Source organism: Streptomyces sp. PH10-H1 (assembly GCF_030063355.1).
In the GTDB taxonomy this organism is placed as follows: Bacteria; Actinomycetota; Actinomycetes; order Streptomycetales; family Streptomycetaceae; genus Actinacidiphila.
The window spans coordinates 100,804-117,543 of record NZ_JASISZ010000010.1; the positions used below are offsets into that span (position 1 = coordinate 100,804).

The following is a 16,740-nucleotide window of genomic DNA, read 5'->3' on the forward strand; positions in this document are numbered from 1 at the left end:
GATCCATGAGCAGCAGTGCGATACGCAACAATGGCGGCCGGCTCGGACAGGTACTGTCCGGGCTGGCCGTGGCCTTGGGCTGTGTGCTGTTCCTGGGCGGCTTTGCCTGGGGAGCGGTGGACTACCGGCCCTACACCGTTCCGACCGCCTCCATGCAACCCACCGTGGAACCGGGGGACCGGATCCTGGCGCAGCGCATCGACGGTTCCGAGGTGCGGCGTGGCGACATCGTGGTCTTCCAGGACCAGCTGTGGGGCAGCGCCACCCTGGTCAAGCGGGTCGTCGGCGTGGACGGTGACGTCATCTCGTGCTGCGACAAGCAGGGCCGGATGCTGATCAACGGCAAACCGATCGAAGAAATAAGCTATCTGCTGAACGGCGGGCCCGCCTCGCGGGCCCCGTTCGACACCACGGTGCCCAAGGGGCAGCTCTTCCTTCTGGGCGACAACCGGGCCGAGTCGCTGGACTCCCGGGTGCACCTGACCGGCGGCAACGCCGGCACCGTGCCGCGCGGCGCGGTCCGCGCCCGGGTCGACGCCACGGCGTGGCCCCTGGGGCGGATGGGCATGCTGGGCCGGACCACGAACTTCTCCGCGCTGCCCGGCGGGACGTCGCAGCCGGGGCCGCTGCCGTGGATCACCGGCGCGGTGATCGCCGGCGCGGTGCTGATCCTCGGCGGAGCCTCGTACGGCCCGGTCGCCCGCAGGCTGCGCCGCCGGTGATCCGGCGGCGCGCGGCGCGGGTCGTCCTGCTGGATCCCGCGGACCGGATTCTGCTGCTGCACGGCTTCGAACCGGCCGACCCGTCGGTGACCTGGTGGTTCACGCCGGGGGGCGGAGTCGAGGAGGGCGAGAGCCTGGAGGTGGCGGCCCTCCGGGAGCTGGCTGAGGAGACCGGGATGACCTCGGTGGACCTGGGACCCGTGCTGTGGGAGCGGACCTGCTCGTTCGAGTTCGACGGGCGCCGCTGGGAGCAGGACGAGTGGTACTACCTGGGACGCACCGGGACGGCGGAGTTCGACACCCGCGGGCACACGGACCTGGAGCGGCGCAGTGTCATCGGGCTTCGGTGGTGGACCTGCGAGGAACTTCTGTCCTCTCGTGAGACGGTGTACCCGATCAGGCTCGCCGGGCTGCTGCGTACGCTGCTCGACGAAGGACCCCCACAATTTCCGATCCCCCTGGGGACGGAGCGTGACTGACGCACAATGGGGGGACGTACGGCTGAAGGGGAACATGCGATGAGCGCCGAGGACCTCGAGAAGTACGAGACCGAGATGGAGCTGAAGCTCTACCGGGAGTACCGCGATGTCGTCGGGTTGTTCAAATACGTGATCGAGACCGAGCGGCGTTTCTACCTGACCAATGATTACGAGATGCAGGTGCACTCGGTTCAGGGTGAGGTTTTCTTCGAGGTGTCCATGGCTGACGCCTGGGTGTGGGACATGTACCGGCCGGCCCGCTTCGTGAAGCAGGTCCGGGTCCTCACATTCAAGGATGTGAACATCGAGGAATTGAACAAGGCCGATCTCGATCTGGCGTCCGACGAAGCGGGCTTCAACAACAGCTGACGGGGCGGGTCGGGCCCGGAGCCGCGGGAGCCGACCACGGGCTTCGCTCGGTTCTGGGTTATCCACAGGCAAGTTCATGATCATCTGATGCGCACCACCTCCGTCACAGTGAGTGGCGGAGGTGGTGGCATGAACGCACGAGCAGCCCGTGGCCGGTATGGCGAGGACCTGGCGGCCCGCTGGCTCGCCACGGCGGGCCTGACGGTTCTGGAGCGGAACTGGCGGTGCCGTCGCGGCGAGGTGGACATCGTCGCGTCCGAGGGTGACGCGCTGGTGATATGCGAGGTGAAGACCCGCACCGGGAATGACTACGAGCACCCCATGGCGGCTGTCACCCCGCGCAAGGCGGCGCGGCTGCGGCTGCTCGCCGAGCAGTGGCTCAGCGAGCACGGCGGGCCGCCCTCCGGCGGGGTGCGGATCGACCTGGTCGGAGTGGTACTTCCCGGACGCGGTGCGGCTCGGGTCGAGCATGTGCGGGGGGTGGCCTGATGGGCTTCGCACGCACCTGCTCGGTGGCGCTGGTCGGTGTGGAGGGCGTGGTCGTCGAGGTCCAGGCCGATCTCGAACCCGGGCTCGCCGCGTTCACCCTCGTCGGGCTGCCCGACAAGAGCCTGAGCGAGAGCCGGGACCGGGTCCGGGCGGCGATCGTGTTCCCTGTCAAGTCCTGCGTGTTGAGTCTTTGCGGCCTCTCGGCCCCGCGGTGCTGCCCGGGCTCGGAGGGGTTCAGCTGTCCGGGTCGTCGTCCTGGTGGTCGTAGTCGGGGTTGGTGTCGAGGCGGAGGACCGGGGTGCGGTCGTCGCCGGAGCCGCGGTAGGTGAAGTCCTGCCGTCGGACTTCCTCGGCCTCCCAGTTGTCGACCTCCCAAGGCGATCGCTGTGCTTTGGTGGGGTCGCTCGGGCAGCCGTCAGGAGTCCGACGAGCGCGATCAGCACCCAAATTTCGAGGTAGCCGAAGACGACGGTCGGAGAGATGGCCGTCCAGAGGGTGCCGACGCCGCCGCCTGGCCGGTTTGAGGGGCCTCAGCGAAGGGCTTGGCGATCCGCTGGCGGAGGCGGTCGTCCGCTGATGCTGTCGATCTCGCGCCAGGCGGCGTCGGTGACCTCTTCGGTCTGGAGCGGTCCGACCTCGGCGTCGGTGCGGAAGAGGAACCGGAAGTCGATGTGCCAGTGCTCGGGCTCGTCCTTGGTGTCGTTGGCGGGGATGGGGTGAATCACTGCCGAGCTCTCCCTGGAGCTGGAACAGGCCAAGGCGGAGTGCACGAGCCAGCCGGTGACAGCCACCTGATCACCGACCTGCGGTCCTGTCTCGGCCTCGCCGTACGTGTGACGGTAACCGAATATTTCGGTAGCCGATGTACTCTGCGTGGCATGGATACCCGTATGACACCGCGCCCGTCCAGGAAACGATGGCGGGCCGTCCTGGTACAGGAGCGGGCCCGGCCGCAGGGGATACGTGCCTGGCCGAACGCGTGGTGGCTGGCCGTGGGGACGGTGTGTTTCGGGGCGTTCATGGGGCAGTTGGACGCGAGCATCGTCACTTTGACGTACGGCAGTCTGGGGGCGCAGTTCCACACGTCGCTGGCGGCGGTGGAGTGGGTGTCGCTGGCGTATCTGCTGACGCTGGTGGCGCTGGTGGTGCCGGCGGGCCGGCTGGCGGACGCGCACGGCCGCAAGCTGTTCTACCTGTACGGGTTCGCGGTGTTCACGGTGGCGTCCGCCGCGTGCGGGCTCGCCCCGTCCTTGGGCGTACTGGTGGGCTTCCGGGTGGTGCAGGCCGCGGGGGCGGCGATGATGCAGGCCAACAGCGTGGCGCTGGTGACGACCAGCGCGCCGCGCGAGAAGATGCGGACGGCGCTGGGGGTTCAGGCCGCCGCCCAGGCCCTGGGGCTGGCGCTGGGGCCGACGGTCGGCGGGGCGCTGGTGTCCACGCTGGGCTGGCGCTGGGTCTTCGGCGTCAACGTGCCGATCGGAGTGGTCGCGCTGGTCGCCGGGCACTACCTGCTGCCGCGTACCCGTGCCCGCCAGAGCGCCGGGAGGTTCGACGGGCTCGGGCTGGCGCTTCTTGCGGTGGCGACCACCAGCGGGCTGCTGGCGGTGTCGGGTGTGTCCGGGCTGCCGGTGCCCGGCTGGGCTGTCGGGGTGATGTTCGCGGTGTCGGCGGTGGCCGTCTGGGGTTTCGCGGTGCGGCAGCGGCAAGCAGCCGCGCCGCTGGTGGATCCCGCGCTGCTAAAAGTGCGGGCGGTGTCGTTCGGTCTGTGCGGGGCGTTGAGCGGCTATCTGGTGCTGTTCGGTCCGCTGGTGCTGGTGCCGGTGGTGCTGACGGGGGCCGGAGCGTCCGAGCTGACGGCGGGGCTGGTGCTGACGGCGCTGCCTGCGGGGTTCGCGTTGGCCGCGACGGGTGCGGACAAGGTGCTGCCGACAACCCTGTCCGACCGCGGCCGGTGCGTGCTGGGCGCGCTGGTGTTCACGGCGGCGCTGGCCGGGCTGCTGGTGCTGCCGCTGACCGTCGCCTGGCTGACACCGGTGCTGGCGGTGATCGGTCTGGGGCTTGGCAGCTTCACTCCGGCGAACAACACCATGATCATGGGGGCGGTCCCGGCGCGGTCGGCCGGCACCGGTGGCGGACTGGTCAATATGGCCCGCGGCCTGGGCACCGCGCTGGGCGTCGCGCTGGTCACGCTCGCACTGCACCTGGCGGACGGGGGTGCGGCCGGGGCCCGCTGGGCGGTGCTGGTCCTGCTGGGGGCGTCGGCTCTCGCCCTGGGCTGCGCATGGTTCGGGCCGCGCGGCCGCCCGTCACCGGCCGAGGAGGCGGCACGGTGAAGCATCCTGTGTCCCGGTGGCTGCGCGACGCGTGGGTGACCGGCGCGGACTTGCTGGTCACGGCCGCGTTGATCACGGCCGCCGTGCTGGTGCACTCTCGCTGGCTCGCGGCGGTGGCAGGGCTGTGGTCGGCACTGACGCTGCGCCAGGGCTATCTGGCGGTGCGGGCGCGCCGGTCCGGCAGGGGGTAGGCGGGGCGGCCGGTGAGCAGCCGCTGGATCAGGAAACCCGCCGCGAGGGTGGCGGCCCCGGCGGCCGCGTCGGCCACGAAGTGGTTGGCGGTGGACAGGATCACGGCGAACGTCGCCAGCGGGTAGAGCGCGCCAAGGATCTTGACCCACCTGCGGCGGGCCAGGTGGACCAGGGCCAAGCCGCTCCAGGCGGACCAGGCGATGTGGACCGAGGGCATCGCGGCGTACTGGTTGGACATCGACGCCACGTCGCCGGACGCCCACGATCCCCAGGTGTGGTGCGTGACCACCGTGTCGATGAACCCCTGGCCGGCCAGGAACCGCGGTGGCGCCAGCGCATAGAAGGTGAACCCGACCAGCGCGAGCAGGGTGGCCGCGAACAGGGCGGTGCGGGCCGAGCGGTAGAAGCTGGGATGGCGGACGGACAACCAGACCAGCACGCCGATGGTGACGATGAAGTGCAGCGTGGCGTAGTAGTAGTCCATCGGCACGATCAGCCAGGTCACCTTGTCCGCGGCGTGGTTGAAGGCCAGTTCGATGTTGAGGTGCAGGGCTTTCTCGGCGTCCCAGATCGTACGCGCCCGGTGCAGGGCGGCGTCCCTGTGCGCGGGCACCGCGTTGCGGGTGAGGGAGTAGGCCCAGTAGCCGAGCACGGTGAAGGCCAGCTCGACCCACAGCCGGGGCCGGCCCAGCGGGCGCAGCCGGGCGGGCAGCAGCGGTCCGAGGCGCACACCGGCAAGCGCGGGCCGGTCTGCCGCGGACGAGGAGACCGGGGGTTGGGTGGGGGCGGTCATCGCTTCTCCTCCACCTGCTGGTTGCCGGCCGGGGAGGCGGGGGCGGTCCCCTCGGCGGGGACGTGGTCGGGCGGGGAATTCGCCCCAGGCTCCGAGCCGCTGGGGCCGTCAGCATGCGGGTGGCGGGTCATCAGGAGGTAGATCAGGGCGCCGGCGAACAGCGCGGCGGAGACCCAGTCGTTCAGCCGCAGGCCGAGGAAATGGTTGGCGTGGTCGATACGCAGCGCCTCGATCCAGGCCCGGCCGGCGGTGTAGGCGAGCACGTAGCAGGCGAACAGCCGCCCGCGGCGCAGCCGGTAGCGGCGGTCCAGCACCAGCAGCAGGGCCATCACCCCCAGATCCCACAGCGATTCGTACAGGAACGTGGGGTGGTACAGGGCGGAACCGGGAGAGTCGGCGGGCCGGTGGGCGGGGTCGATGAGCAGTGCCCAGGGCAGGTGGGTGGGACGGCCGAAGAGTTCCTGGTTGAAGTAGTTGCCCCAACGGCCGATCGCCTGGGCGAGCACCAGGCCCGGGGCGAGCGCGTCGGCGAAGTCGGCGAGCTTCACGCCGCGGCGGCGGCAGCCGATCCAGGCGCCGACCGCCCCGAGGGCGACCGCGCCGGGGATGCCGAGCCCGCCGTCCCACACATACAACGCGTGGAGGGGCTGCTTCCCTGCGGTGAAGTACAGCTCCGGGTCGGTAACCACGTGGTAGAGCCGCCCGCCCAGCAGCCCGAACGGCACCGCCCACAGGGCGATGTCGGCGACATCGTCGCGGTGTCCGCCGCGGGCGGCCCAGCGGCGGCCGGTCAGCCATACCGCGGCGAAGATCCCGGCGATGATGCACAGCGCGTACGCGCGCACCGGCACCGGTCCCAGATGCCAGACACCCTGGGACGGGCTCGGCAGGTACGCCAGCAGCATGAAGATCATCACTTTCGCCGTACGGTCCGGCCGGTGCCGGCAGACCCGCCCGAGATTACATCGGATGCCGAACCTTTCGATCACCGGACCATCGGCGCCGCGCCGCCTCCGGGCCGATATCTTGCCTTCCGAAAATATCGTTCATCGAATATGTCGGATATCGAGGAAGGAGTGTCCTCGACGTTTCTCCGGGGCTTCACGAGCGTGCGGTGGGAATCCTCGCAGCTCAGCGGCCATCAAGGTGATCCTATCCGATGCAACAGGTGTGGTGCATGGGACGAACGGAGTTGGCCGGCTGGTCCTTGGGGTGCCGTTGGCGAGCGGCGAACCATCTGACAAGTAACCCGCCAGTAGCTTTTGGATCGAAGGTGCCACGCTGATCCGGGTGTTCGCTACTGACGATGAGAGGACCTCGGCCGACCGCCGGGGTCCTCTCGTCTCGGGGACGGTTCAGTGGCTGGTGAGTTCGCCGGTGAGCTTGCCGTGGAGGTCCGCGCTCGGATCGTTGAGGCCGATGATCTCGACGCTCTTGCCTCGCTGGGCGTATTTGGTCTCGATGGCGTCGAGGGCGGCGACGGAGGAGGCGTCCCAGATGTGGGCGGCGGACAGGTCGATGACGACCTGGTCCGGGTCGCCGGCGTAGTCGAACTGGCCGACGAGGTCGTTGGAGGAGGCGAAGAACAGCTCGCCGGTCACGGAGTAAACGACGCTGCTGCCGTCGGGGTCGGTGACCGCCGTGACGTTGGCAAGGTGGGCGACGCGCTTGGCGAAGATGACCATCGCGGTGACGGAGCCGACGCCGATGGCGAGGTTATCGGTGGCGACCACGCAGATGACGGTGATGACCATGACGGCGATCTCCCCGGTGGGCATCCGCTTGAGCGTCTTCGGCGCGATGGAGTGCCAGTCGAACGTCGCGAACGACACCATCACCATCACGGCAACCAGCGCGGCCATGGGGATGTCGGAGACGACCGGGCCGAAGACGATGCACAGCACCATCAGGAACACGCCCGCCAGGAACGTGGACAGGCGGGTGCGGGCTCCCGACACCTTCACGTTGATCATCGTCTGGCCGATCATCGCGCAGCCGCCCATGCCGCCGAAGAAGCCTGTGACGATGTTGGCGATGCCCTGGCCGATGGACTCGCGGGTCTTGGAGGAGTGGGTGTCGGTGATGTCGTCGACGAGCTTGGCCGTCATCAGGGACTCCATCAGGCCGACCAGTGCCATCGCGAACGCGTACGGGGCGATGGTCGTCAGCGTGTCCATCGTGAACGGCACGTCCGGCAGGCCGGGGACCGGAAGGGAGGACGGCAGGGCGCCCTTGTCGCCGACGGTCGGGACCGCGATGCCCGCGGCGACGGTCAGGATGACGATGGAGACGAGCGGGGCTGGGATCACGGTGGTGATCTTCGGGAAGAACACCATCAGCGCCAGCCCGGCGACGATCAGCGGGTACACCGGCCACGGCACGTCGTGCATCTCGGGGACCTGCGCCATGAAAATCAGGATCGCGAGGGCGTTGACGAAGCCGACCATCACCGAGCGCGGCACGAACCGCATCAGCTTCGCGACGCCGAGTGCGCCGAGCGCGACCTGGATGACACCGGCCAGGATGACGGCGGCCACGAGGTAGCCGAGGCCGTGCTCCCGGTTGAGGGGTGCGATGACGAGCGCGATGGCACCGGTCGCGGCGGAGATCATCGCGCGGCGTCCGCCGACGATGGAGATGGTCACGGCCATGGTGAAGGAGGCGAACAGGCCGATCGCCGGGTCGACCCCGGCGATGATCGAGAACGAGATCGCCTCGGGGATCAGCGCGAGGGCGACGACCAGGCCGGCCAGCACCTCGGTACGCCATACCTTCGGATTGTTCAGCCAGTCCGGACGCAGGCCGCGCAGCCGCGCGGCGGGAGAGACAACGGAAGAAGACAAGAGAACAGGAACCTGTCGTACTCGGGCACACCCCGTTCCGGCAGGCCGGGCGTGTGCGGGAGGGCGCGGAAGGGCCGGGCCGGCACCCCCGCGGACGGCCCGTGAGTAGGGGCCGGAAGTCAGAAGGGACGGAGCAGGGCCTGCGCGGCCGGGGCTCACATTGAGGAGCGAAGCGTCACGGTGGGCAGGCGGCGGCGCCGGGCGTCATGGGATCGCGCACGCTCTCTCCTGCAAGAATCGGATCTTCGCCGGGGGCGCCATCGGCCCCGACACGGCAACAGAGGGACAGCGGCAGGCCGCCCTCGCCATCAGCGACTCTACCCTAACGTTAGAGTAGAGATCGGCGGGGGCCGCATGGGACGCGGCCCGCCAGGACGAGACGGACCAGAGGATCACGGGCGTGGACGACAAGCACATGCAGATCGGCGAAGTCGCCGCGCGGACCGAACTGTCCCTGCGCACCATCCGGCACTACGAGGAGACCGGCCTGGTCGCCCCCTCCGCCCGCTCGCAGGGTGGTTTCCGCCTCTACACCGAGACCGATGTGCAGCGGCTCATGGTCATCCGCCGCATGAAGCCGCTTGGCTTCACCCTCGACCAGATGCGCGACCTCCTCGACGCCACCGACCTCCTCGACGCCGACGGCGACCTCGATGCCGGTGAGCGGGAGGCCCTGCTGACCCGCGTACGCGAGTACGAGCAGGCCGCCGCCGAGCAGGTCGACAAGCTCCGCGTCCAGCTGGCCCGTGCCGAGGACTTCGCCGCCACCCTCCGCACCCGCCTGGAACAGAACGTCCCCGCCGCCCGTCCCTGAATCGCTCCTCCTCCCGTCGACGTCCTCGGGCACGCCAGGAGTCCGCCTGTACTGAGAGGACTACCTGGGTGTGGTCGGTTCTGACCGGTTGAGCTGGGCCATGAGCTCGCGGTTGGCCGCGCGGGCTGCGGCCAGGTCGTCGTCTCGTTCCTGGAGTTTCAACTCCAGGTCGATGAGCTGCTGTTCGAGGGTGGTGATCCGGGCTTTGAAGTGCTCGGTGTCCTCCGGCCCCCCGGCGCCGGTCTCGCGCCAGACCTGGTCGCCGAGCACTTCGCTGAGCCGCGCTTCGAGGCGGCGGACCTGGGCGGCAAGGCGGGCGGTGCGGGCGTCGGCGGCCGCGAGGTCGGCCTTGAGTGAGGCCCGGCTGACGGCCGGGCCTCGGCCGCCGGGGGCGGTGACGGGTTCGGCGGCCTGGGCGTGGATCTGGGCGAGGAGGTCGCGGTGGCGGTAGAGGAAGGTGCGGTCGACGCCCGCGTGCCGGGCGATTGCGGTGACACTGATGTCCGTGCCGTTCTTCGCCGCGTCCGCCAGGGCGGCGAGAACGCGCTGGCGGCGGCGTCCGGTATCGGCGCGGCGGCCCACGACCATGGCCTGGACTGCGGGTTGGGGGGCGGTCATGCGGGTCGCTCCACTCGGAGGTCGGGCAAGGGCCGGCGGATGCGGGGCATGCCGAGGAAGTTCTGCCGCATCTGTCGGACGATCTGGGCGGCCTTCTGGATCTCGGCGCGTTCGGCCTCGGTGAGCGTGTTGACGTCGTCGGTGACCCGCTGGATCAGACGCCGGATGCGGGTGATCTCAGCATCCGACGGGGTGGCCTCGGCGCGGGCCCAGTCGTCGGCCTCGGACATCGATCTCAGCTTCTCCCGCTGCCGGAGCAGGTCGTCGAGGTAAGTACGCAGGTCGGGAAGGTAGGAGACGTCGGTGGAGAAGTGATCACAGCCCACGCAGCGGAAGCGGAGCGGGCAGGCTCCGCCGCCGGCGGCCACGTTGGAGGGCTCGGAGCAGGTGCCGAAGGGGACGACGACCGCGCCGATGGCCCGGCGGGCGCGTTCGGCGTCGAGCACGCTGGTGACCGCGCCCCAGATGCGGGCGCCGTGCCGGTCGAACTGCAACTGGGTGACGCGCTCGACCGCCTCCCGCAGGCGTACTTCCTTCACCTGGTAGTACGTCCTGGTGGTCTGGTAGTTCTCGTGATCCATGAGCTCGGCCAGGACGTCGATGGGGACGCCGGCGTCCGCGTGGCGCTGGGCGAAGGAGTGCCGGTAGGCGTAGGGGAAGATCTTCTCCTTGTCGAAGACAGTGCCGTCGTCGAGGACGAAATCGGGCAGGGACTCGACCCACTCACGGTGCATGCCACTGAGGTGGTTGGCGTCGACCGAGCGGTCCCCGCGAAGGTTCAGGTTCAGCGCGGGCAGCAGAACCAGCTGGGACGGCGGCCGGTCGGGGAAGCGTTCGCGTACGCGTTTCTGCTGCGCGATGATCAGCTCGGCGGTCGGCTCATGGATGGGCAATTGCCGCCCCATCCGCTGTTCCTTCCAGTTGTTGTAGAGCAGCACCGGCTTCTTCTGGCTGTCGCGGGTGAGGCAGTTCAGGTCCAGGCGGCAGATCTCCTCGGGCCGGCGGCCCGTGTCCATCAGCAGCTCGACGCTCAGCCGTATCTCGTAGCAGGTCATCGCCTCGAAGGTGTCCAGGTGGGCGCCGAGCTGGCGCATCACCTCGGCCGGGAGGTCCTGGCCCTCTTCCGAGGGCTCCGGCGGCTTGGGGACATCGTGGCGGGTGATGACGAAGTCGTCCGGCAGACCCGCCAGCGGCCCCTGCGGACGGGTCAGGCCCATAGCCCGTCCCTCCCGGAGCACGTTGCGGGCCTTGCCGACGTAGGCGATGCGCGTGCGGGTGGTCATCTGGCCGTTGGCTTCGAGGAACGACATCCTGTTCAGGAAGTTCTCAATGTCGGCGCGGGCCAGCGCGGCCTTGTCCATGCCGCGGTCGGGCCGGGCTCGCAAGGTGTCCGAGAGCTTGGCCAGGCCGTGAAGATGCTGTTGCGCGTGCGAGGAAGCACTCTTGGAACGGACCTTGGAGAGGTAGTCACGAGCCCAGCGTCTGGCACTCTCCCGCAGCCACGGCTGGTGGATCATGGTGAAGACGAGCGAGCCGCGGTGCCCGAACGCCACTAGGGCCTGTCCTGTCGATCTTGACCGGCCAGCGGTCACACTCCGATGAAGCTCACCGTTTCTGTCATGTCCGCCCGCTCGGTGCGCAGTTGCGGCACGCCCTCCTTCTCGTACCCCACTGAGACGCCGCAGAACAGTACGAGTCCGTCATCGGCTCCGACTGCCCGGCTGGCAGTCTCCCGGTACACGGTCCACATCACCTGGGGGCAACTGTGCAGCCCCTCGGCCCTCAACAACAGCATGACCGTCTGCAGGTACATCCCCGCGTCAGCCCACTGTCCGGGCCCCATCCTTCGGTCGAGGTAGCAGAACAGTACGGCCGGCGCTCCGAACGCCTCCGAGTTCAAGGTGGCGATCTTCCTGGGCCGGTCTGGGTCGTCGCGCTCGATCCCCAGCGATGCGTACCGCTGGGCGGCGGCAGCAGCAAAGCGGTCCAGATACGGCGAGGCCAGCCCGTCCGGGTACATCGGGTACTCACGCTCGTCGCCGGGGTCCCCCGCCAGTGCCCTGGATGTTGCGGCCCGCTTGAGTTCCGCCAAGGGTTCACCGATCACGACGTACAGATGCCACGGCTGGAGGTTCCCGCTGGACGGAGCCCGCGTCGCTGCGGTCAGCACTCGTTCGAGCACCTCCTTGGGCACGGGCTCATCGCTGAACGCCCGCACGGCCCGGCGACTGTCCACGGCCTCATACACATCCACGACTTCGCGTCCTCTCATTCAACCGGGCCCCTCCACCGTATTGAGCCTTCAGTACCGAGCATCGCCGGGGGTTGGAAGACGCCCCGACCTTCAGTCCAGTCGTTGACAGGACCGTGAGAGACAGAGGTGACTTGACGGACGCTCAGTGGGAACGGCTGAAACCGCTTCTACCGGTCAGCAATGGGCGCTGTGGCAGGTGGCGGGACCACCGCCAGGTCGTGAACGGGGTGCTGTACCGGATCCGCACGGGCGCGCACTGGCGCGATCTGCCGGAGCGGTACGGACCGTGGAAAACGGTGCACGAGCGGCATCGCCGCTGGTCGGCGGACGGAACATGGGAGATGCTCCTGCGGCGGATCCAGGCCGAGGCGGACGCGGCTGGCGAGATCGACTGGGATGTCTCGGTCGACTCGACGTCCGTGCGCGCACACCACCACGCCGCCGGCGCCCGGCACGCTCCGCCGCCCGCCATCAAAGAGGGGCTCCGCCCAGGCGGTCAGAGCCGCTCGGGTTTGGGCGGAACTGATCGACCGGCTGGCGGAGGTGGCGAGGGAGGTGAGGCGCTCGGCCGATCGCGCGGCGGGTTCACTACCAAGATCCACCTGAGCGCGGACGGCCGCTGCAGAGTGCTCTCGCTGGTCATCACGCCTGGGCAGTGCGCCGACTGCACCCAATTCGAGGCAGTCGTGGACCGGATCTGCGTACCGCGGCTGGCCTGTGGCAGGCCACGTACGAAGCCGGACAGCGTCAGTGCCGACAAGGGCTACAGCAACCGCCGAACTCGCCGCTACCTGCTCAGACGCGGAATCCGGCACGTCATCCCGGAGAAGGCCGACCAGGCAGCCAACCGGGTGCGCCGCGGCCGCTCCGGGGGCCGACCGCCCGGTTTCGACAAGGACCTCTACAAGAAGCGCAACACCGTCGAACGGGCTATCAACAAACTGAAGACCCTCCGCGCGGTTGCAACCAGGTTCGACAAGCGCGGCTACGTCTACCTCGGAACCGTTACCGCAGCCGCGCTCGTCATCTGGCTCCGCTCATGATCGCCAGGACACTGCCTAGGTCCCACTCGTCCTTGGCGTACTCACCCTCGGGGGTCTTCACCGCCCGAAGCGCGTAGATGCGGGTCCGGTTCAGCAAGGTGAGAGCCACGCTGTTCGCAGCCGGATCGGGAACATCCTCCAGGCGCTGGGCGAGCGAGGGGCGAATCGTCTTGTCGATCAAGGCACGGAAGTTCCCAATCTCGGTGCGTGCGCCGCGGTGGCAGCGATGCTGGAGTCCGAACAGCAACTGGGCGACGACAAGCTCGGGCAGGCCCCTGAAGCTGACCTCAATGCCGTAGCTGGCCGACGGCGCGGTCCGCAGCCACCTCTCCTCATCAAATCCGGGCTGCCGGCGCAGCGCGGGCAGCGGTTTGCCGTGGGGATGGCACAGTCGCGTGCCGAACTCGCTGATGGCCTGGCGGTTGCAGGCGAGCACCGAGCAGTCCCCCAGGCCGGGCAGGCCCTTGACGGCCGGATCGGCAAGGAACTGCTCCAACGCGCCGCCGTGCTTGATCATCTGCCACCGGTGGCCACGGCAGACCGGTTCCTTCCCCGAGTTGTTCCACGGGCGCTCGCAGCCCGCGACCCGGCAGGTCCCGGTGCCCAGGTGCAGGTGGCGTGAGACGCGCGGGACCTTGACGAACTCCTCCTGGGACATCCCGGACGTGCGGTGGCGGGTGTAGCAGGTGCTGCACAGCTTCTTCCCCCGCACCGGGGACTGGCAGTTGGGCACCGGGCAACTCCTTCCGCCCATGGTGGGATGGCCCACCGGCGTCAGGACGCGCCGCTCGGCGTTCCAGCCGGCCTCGGTCAGGAAGTCCTCGTTGATCAGCGACCACAGGAAAGCGGTCAGCTCGGTATCAGAAGCGTCCGGCGCCGGGGCCGGAGCGGTAACGATCGGCGTAAGCAGGAACGTCATCGGACACCGCCAGTGAGCTCGCGCGGCGAAGGCACCGCATCAACCGCGTTCCGTAGCCGGTCCGGGGCCGGCGTCAGATACGGCTCAGCGCTGGACAATCGCGCGTGGTCCAGCAAGGCGGCGATCTCGTCCTGGCCGCCGCCCGCGTCCGCGAAGTTGCTGCCTGCCGCGCACCGCAGCATCCGCGGCGTGATCCTCCTGCTCAGCCCGGCGCGCTTCGACAGCCGCCCGAGCAGTTCCCCGAGGCTGTCCGTGGTCATCGGGGCGCCCAGCGGCTCGGCGAACAGGTTCACCAGCACGAAGTCGCTCTCCGGGCCGTGCGGCAGCGCCATCCGCTCCAGCACGTACTGGTCGTGGGCGAGCACCACCAAGTGGTCGACGGGCTTCCACCGGCCCGGTGCCGCGGTCGGCTGCCGCTTCGCCCAGGCCCCGTTCGGGTTGTCCCGCCGCAGCGTGTGCAGGTGGGAGCCCTGCTTCGGGCAGCCAAGCGCCGACGAGTCCGGCATGAAGTGCATGTCCTCGCGTCGCAGGCCGGCCGCACCTCCCGGGCGCAGCCCGGCCCAGCAGCAGCACAATGAACCGGTCCCGGGCACTGTGGCAGGCCAGGAACAGCGCGACGATCTCGCGGTCGGTGGCTCGCTCGCCCTTCTTGCGCGGGACCTGCACCCGGTGCCGGGGCCGCATCCGATAGCCGGTCACTCCTTCCCCACGGGCCTGCTCCGGCAGGTCCCAGTTCTCCGCCACCTCATACAGCTGGGCCATCACGAACGAGGGCACCGCCTTCGCCGTGATGCCGTACAGCAGGAACTGCCGCACCCCCGCCAGGACGTTCTGGATCCGGGCCGGCTCACGTGCAGGCTCCGCCCCCGGCCCCGGGTACACCAGCCCGGTCCCCGATGGGCGGTCGATGCCCGTGACCGCCTTCGAGCCGAACTTCAGCCAGACGACGAACATCGCCAGCTCCTCGGCCGCCACCCGCCAGTCGCGGCCCGTCCGGATGCACCAGCGCAAGTACAGCGCGATGTGCCCGGCGTACGTGCGGGTCGTCAGCTCGGCCTGGTCCTTGCCGAACCGCACGTGCCGCAGGAACGCGTCGGCCTCCGGGACCACGGCCAGGTCGTCGTCCAGGACGGTCCAGTACCGGACACCGGACGGGAGTTGAACAGGAAAGGCCCTCAAGGGTCTCCTCCGAATCTCTTGTGCAACGTGTCGCAACAGCCACGACAGCCCCAGAGATACTAGAGAAAACCCCAGCTCACACAGCTAGTGCAGCGTCACGCCACACTCGTAGAAAGCCGGGAGAACAGTGCACCGATCAACTCCGTCCCACTACCCGGCCCGGCCGTCCTTCCGTCGGGCGGGGTAGGGCCCGACCGAACCCGCGCACCGCACGGCCTGTTCCCCCACGCCGTAACCGTCGCCGGGGACGCGCGCAGAGCTGACGCGCACGACATTCAGGCCGCCGCCACCGTCGGGAGCCATGTGCGCCCCGCGCCACGAAGGTGACAGTGAGCCGGCCCGGAGGCCGCCACCGGGCGTGGAGCCCGGTTACGCTTCTCCCATGCCCGAGCAGTCGCACCCCGAGACCTCCGCCCCCCGGGGCGTCAGCACGGTCCCGGAGGCCCACCTTCTGACCGACGCGGTCACCCGGCTGCGGCGTGCCCTGCGTGCCTCGATCCGCAGCGAATTCCCCTGGGAGGCGCTGCCGATGGCGCAGGTGGAGCTGCTGCAGGTCCTCGGTGAGCACACCCCGGCCCGCGTCGGTGACCTGGCCCAGCGTCAGCGCCTGGCGGCCAGCACCGTCAGCGGCATCATCGGGCAGATGATGACCGCCGGGCTGGTGGCCCGGGAGGTCGACCCGAACGACCGCCGCGCCTCGGTGGTCACCCTCACCGACGCCGGCCGCGACAAGCTCGCCGCCTGGACCGACGCCCACGAACGCCGCATGGACATCGCCCTGTCCACCCTCGACGAGGCCGACCGCGCCGCGCTGCGCGCCGCGCTGCCGGCCCTGTTCCGGATCGCCGCGCACCTCGGCGAACCGGCCGACGACGACGCGGCACACTGACACCCCCGCAGGATCGGACCACACCCGCCCGCAGCATGCCAGGCCGGGCCGCTGATCAGCGGCCCGCACCGGCGTCGGCCGCTGCCGCGCTCAGCAAGGGGCGCAGCCGCCCGGCGGACAACGAGGCCACCAGGGGAGCGGCAAAGCGCCGCAGCACCAGGCTGACCGCCAGCGCGACGGGAAGAGCGATCACGGCCGAGCCCGCCACATCATGCGGGTAGTGAGCCCCGACATAGACGCGGGTGAAGCCCTCCAGCACCGCGAAGACCGCCGCGATCAGGCTCAGCCTGCGGTCCAGCACAAACAGTGCCGCCACCGTCGCCGCCGCCACCGTGGTGTGGCCACTGGGGAAGGCGTAGTCACCCGGCGCCGGACAGGCATCGACGATGTACGCGTGGGGCAGCGACCGGCACGGCCGCACCTCCGCCACCACCTTCTTGACCACCTCCGCGACGGCGAACGCCACCATCACGCACACCGGCGCGGCCAGCGCCAGCGTCATCGCATCGGCATCCCGGCGCCGCGCGGACCACCAGCCCGCCACCATCAGCAGCGCGAACACCCCCAGCCCCAGGTTTGTCCACGCCTCCACTGTGCCGTTGAGCCAGGCCGTATGCCGGGCGAAGTCCGTGACGGTGGTGAACCACGAGCCGTCGATGTGCGAGCCGTCGAAAGCCAGCGTCACCGGGGAAGCAACGGTCATCAGGCAGGATCCTTCGAGATCGGGGCCGGCGAACGCAACCGTGCACTGCCGCGACGGTGCACGGACAGCAGCAGGCATGGCACACTCGGAACCAATAAACT

General features: G+C 69.6%; 21 protein-coding genes and 1 pseudogene. 11 read left to right on the top strand and 11 right to left on the bottom strand.

All coding sequences use genetic code 11. The features are described 5' to 3' along the window. Positions 1–5 precede the first annotated feature (5 nt). From lepB to QMK24_RS09405, 5 genes and pseudogenes are all read left to right on the top strand, one after another. On the top strand, positions 6–722 hold the full coding sequence (lepB, locus tag QMK24_RS09385) for a signal peptidase I (RefSeq protein WP_283464878.1): 717 nt from the start codon (positions 6–8) through the stop codon (positions 720–722). Next, positions 722–1,201, top strand: coding sequence for an NUDIX hydrolase (locus QMK24_RS09390; protein WP_283464946.1), 480 nt, complete (start codon positions 722–724; stop codon positions 1,199–1,201). Before lepB ends, QMK24_RS09390 begins: the two co-directional genes overlap by 1 nt. Positions 1,202–1,240: 39 nt before the next feature. Further along, positions 1,241–1,570, top strand: coding sequence for a DUF2469 domain-containing protein (locus QMK24_RS09395; RefSeq protein WP_283464879.1), 330 nt, complete (start codon positions 1,241–1,243; stop codon positions 1,568–1,570). 129 nt (positions 1,571–1,699) lie between these two features. Continuing rightward, positions 1,700–2,059, top strand: a complete 360-nt coding sequence (locus tag QMK24_RS09400; protein ID WP_283464880.1) for a YraN family protein — start codon at positions 1,700–1,702, stop codon at positions 2,057–2,059. Further along, positions 2,059–2,220, top strand: a pseudogene (locus QMK24_RS09405) (magnesium chelatase domain-containing protein); the annotation flags it as partial. The gene QMK24_RS09400 and the pseudogene QMK24_RS09405, both read left to right, overlap by 1 nt. A gap of 73 nt (positions 2,221–2,293) precedes the next feature. Here the strand turns inward: QMK24_RS09405 and QMK24_RS09410 are convergent. Next, complete coding sequence (locus QMK24_RS09410) at positions 2,294–2,506, bottom strand: hypothetical protein (protein ID WP_283464949.1); 213 nt, start codon at positions 2,504–2,506, stop codon at positions 2,294–2,296. An 83-nt stretch (positions 2,507–2,589) separates the two neighbouring features. Beyond that, complete coding sequence (locus QMK24_RS09415; RefSeq protein ID WP_283464881.1) at positions 2,590–2,784, bottom strand: NUDIX hydrolase; 195 nt, start codon at positions 2,782–2,784, stop codon at positions 2,590–2,592. 153 nt (positions 2,785–2,937) lie between these two features. Here QMK24_RS09415 and QMK24_RS09420 point away from each other — a divergent pair, with 153 nt between their 5' ends. Further along, complete coding sequence (locus tag QMK24_RS09420; RefSeq protein ID WP_283464882.1) at positions 2,938–4,392, top strand: MFS transporter; 1,455 nt, start codon at positions 2,938–2,940, stop codon at positions 4,390–4,392. Then, a complete protein-coding gene (locus QMK24_RS09425) occupies positions 4,389–4,583 on the top strand; it encodes a hypothetical protein (protein WP_283464883.1) in 195 nt (64 codons plus the stop codon). The genes QMK24_RS09420 and QMK24_RS09425 overlap by 4 nt, the downstream gene beginning before the upstream one ends. Here QMK24_RS09425 and QMK24_RS09430 read toward each other — a convergent pair. The 3 genes from QMK24_RS09430 to QMK24_RS09440 all read right to left on the bottom strand — a co-directional run bounded on the left by QMK24_RS09430 (position 4,544) and on the right by QMK24_RS09440 (position 8,220). Further along, entirely contained in the window at positions 4,544–5,377 is an 834-nt protein-coding gene (locus QMK24_RS09430) for a phosphatase PAP2 family protein (RefSeq protein ID WP_283464884.1), read from the bottom strand. The two genes, QMK24_RS09425 and QMK24_RS09430, sit on opposite strands and share 40 nt — an antisense overlap. Then, positions 5,374–6,282, bottom strand: coding sequence for a prolipoprotein diacylglyceryl transferase (gene lgt, locus QMK24_RS09435; RefSeq protein ID WP_283464947.1), 909 nt, complete (start codon positions 6,280–6,282; stop codon positions 5,374–5,376). The genes QMK24_RS09430 and lgt overlap by 4 nt, the downstream gene beginning before the upstream one ends. A gap of 450 nt (positions 6,283–6,732) precedes the next feature. After that, positions 6,733–8,220, bottom strand: coding sequence for a SulP family inorganic anion transporter (locus QMK24_RS09440; protein ID WP_283464885.1), 1,488 nt, complete (start codon positions 8,218–8,220; stop codon positions 6,733–6,735). A 400-nt stretch (positions 8,221–8,620) separates the two neighbouring features. Between QMK24_RS09440 and QMK24_RS09445 the strand changes: the two genes are divergently transcribed. After that, complete coding sequence (locus tag QMK24_RS09445; RefSeq protein WP_283464886.1) at positions 8,621–9,034, top strand: MerR family transcriptional regulator; 414 nt, start codon at positions 8,621–8,623, stop codon at positions 9,032–9,034. Positions 9,035–9,094: 60 nt separating this feature from the next. Here QMK24_RS09445 and QMK24_RS09450 read toward each other — a convergent pair whose 3' ends face one another. From QMK24_RS09450 to QMK24_RS09460, 3 genes are read right to left on the bottom strand one after another with little or no spacing between them, the layout of a single operon-like run. Next, positions 9,095–9,652 carry a hypothetical protein gene (locus tag QMK24_RS09450; RefSeq protein ID WP_283464887.1) on the bottom strand — a complete coding sequence of 186 codons (558 nt, stop codon included), beginning with the start codon at positions 9,650–9,652 and terminating at the stop codon, positions 9,095–9,097. Next, positions 9,649–11,205, bottom strand: coding sequence for a tyrosine-type recombinase/integrase (locus tag QMK24_RS09455; RefSeq protein WP_283464888.1), 1,557 nt, complete (start codon positions 11,203–11,205; stop codon positions 9,649–9,651). Before QMK24_RS09455 ends, QMK24_RS09450 begins: the two co-directional genes overlap by 4 nt. A 35-nt stretch (positions 11,206–11,240) precedes the next feature. Then, positions 11,241–11,906, bottom strand: coding sequence for a nitroreductase (locus QMK24_RS09460; protein ID WP_283464890.1), 666 nt, complete (start codon positions 11,904–11,906; stop codon positions 11,241–11,243). 113 nt (positions 11,907–12,019) lie between these two features. On the opposite strand from QMK24_RS09460, the gene QMK24_RS09465 reads away from it, so the two are divergent. Then, positions 12,020–12,949 carry an IS5 family transposase gene (locus QMK24_RS09465; protein WP_283464891.1) on the top strand — a complete coding sequence of 310 codons (930 nt, stop codon included), beginning with the start codon at positions 12,020–12,022 and terminating at the stop codon, positions 12,947–12,949. On the opposite strand, the gene QMK24_RS09470 is transcribed toward QMK24_RS09465, so the two are convergent. Then, positions 12,930–13,868: a hypothetical protein gene (locus QMK24_RS09470; protein WP_283464892.1), complete on the bottom strand. Its 939-nt coding sequence runs from the start codon at positions 13,866–13,868 to the stop codon at positions 12,930–12,932. The genes QMK24_RS09465 and QMK24_RS09470 overlap by 20 nt on opposite strands. Further along, complete coding sequence (locus QMK24_RS09475; protein WP_283464893.1) at positions 13,865–14,374, bottom strand: tyrosine-type recombinase/integrase; 510 nt, start codon at positions 14,372–14,374, stop codon at positions 13,865–13,867. Before QMK24_RS09475 ends, QMK24_RS09470 begins: the two co-directional genes overlap by 4 nt. Before the next feature lie 401 nt (positions 14,375–14,775). Between QMK24_RS09475 and QMK24_RS09480 the strand changes: the two genes are divergently transcribed. Both QMK24_RS09480 and QMK24_RS09485 read left to right on the top strand, forming a co-directional pair. Continuing rightward, on the top strand, positions 14,776–15,030 hold the full coding sequence (locus QMK24_RS09480; RefSeq protein ID WP_283464894.1) for a hypothetical protein: 255 nt from the start codon (positions 14,776–14,778) through the stop codon (positions 15,028–15,030). Positions 15,031–15,429: 399 nt separating this feature from the next. Beyond that, on the top strand, positions 15,430–15,936 hold the full coding sequence (locus tag QMK24_RS09485) for a MarR family winged helix-turn-helix transcriptional regulator (protein ID WP_283464895.1): 507 nt from the start codon (positions 15,430–15,432) through the stop codon (positions 15,934–15,936). 55 nt (positions 15,937–15,991) lie between these two features. Here QMK24_RS09485 and QMK24_RS09490 read toward each other — a convergent pair whose 3' ends face one another. Beyond that, a complete protein-coding gene (locus QMK24_RS09490) occupies positions 15,992–16,717 on the bottom strand; it encodes a phosphatase PAP2 family protein (protein ID WP_283464896.1) in 726 nt (241 codons plus the stop codon). Between the last annotated feature and the right edge of the window lie 23 nt (positions 16,718–16,740).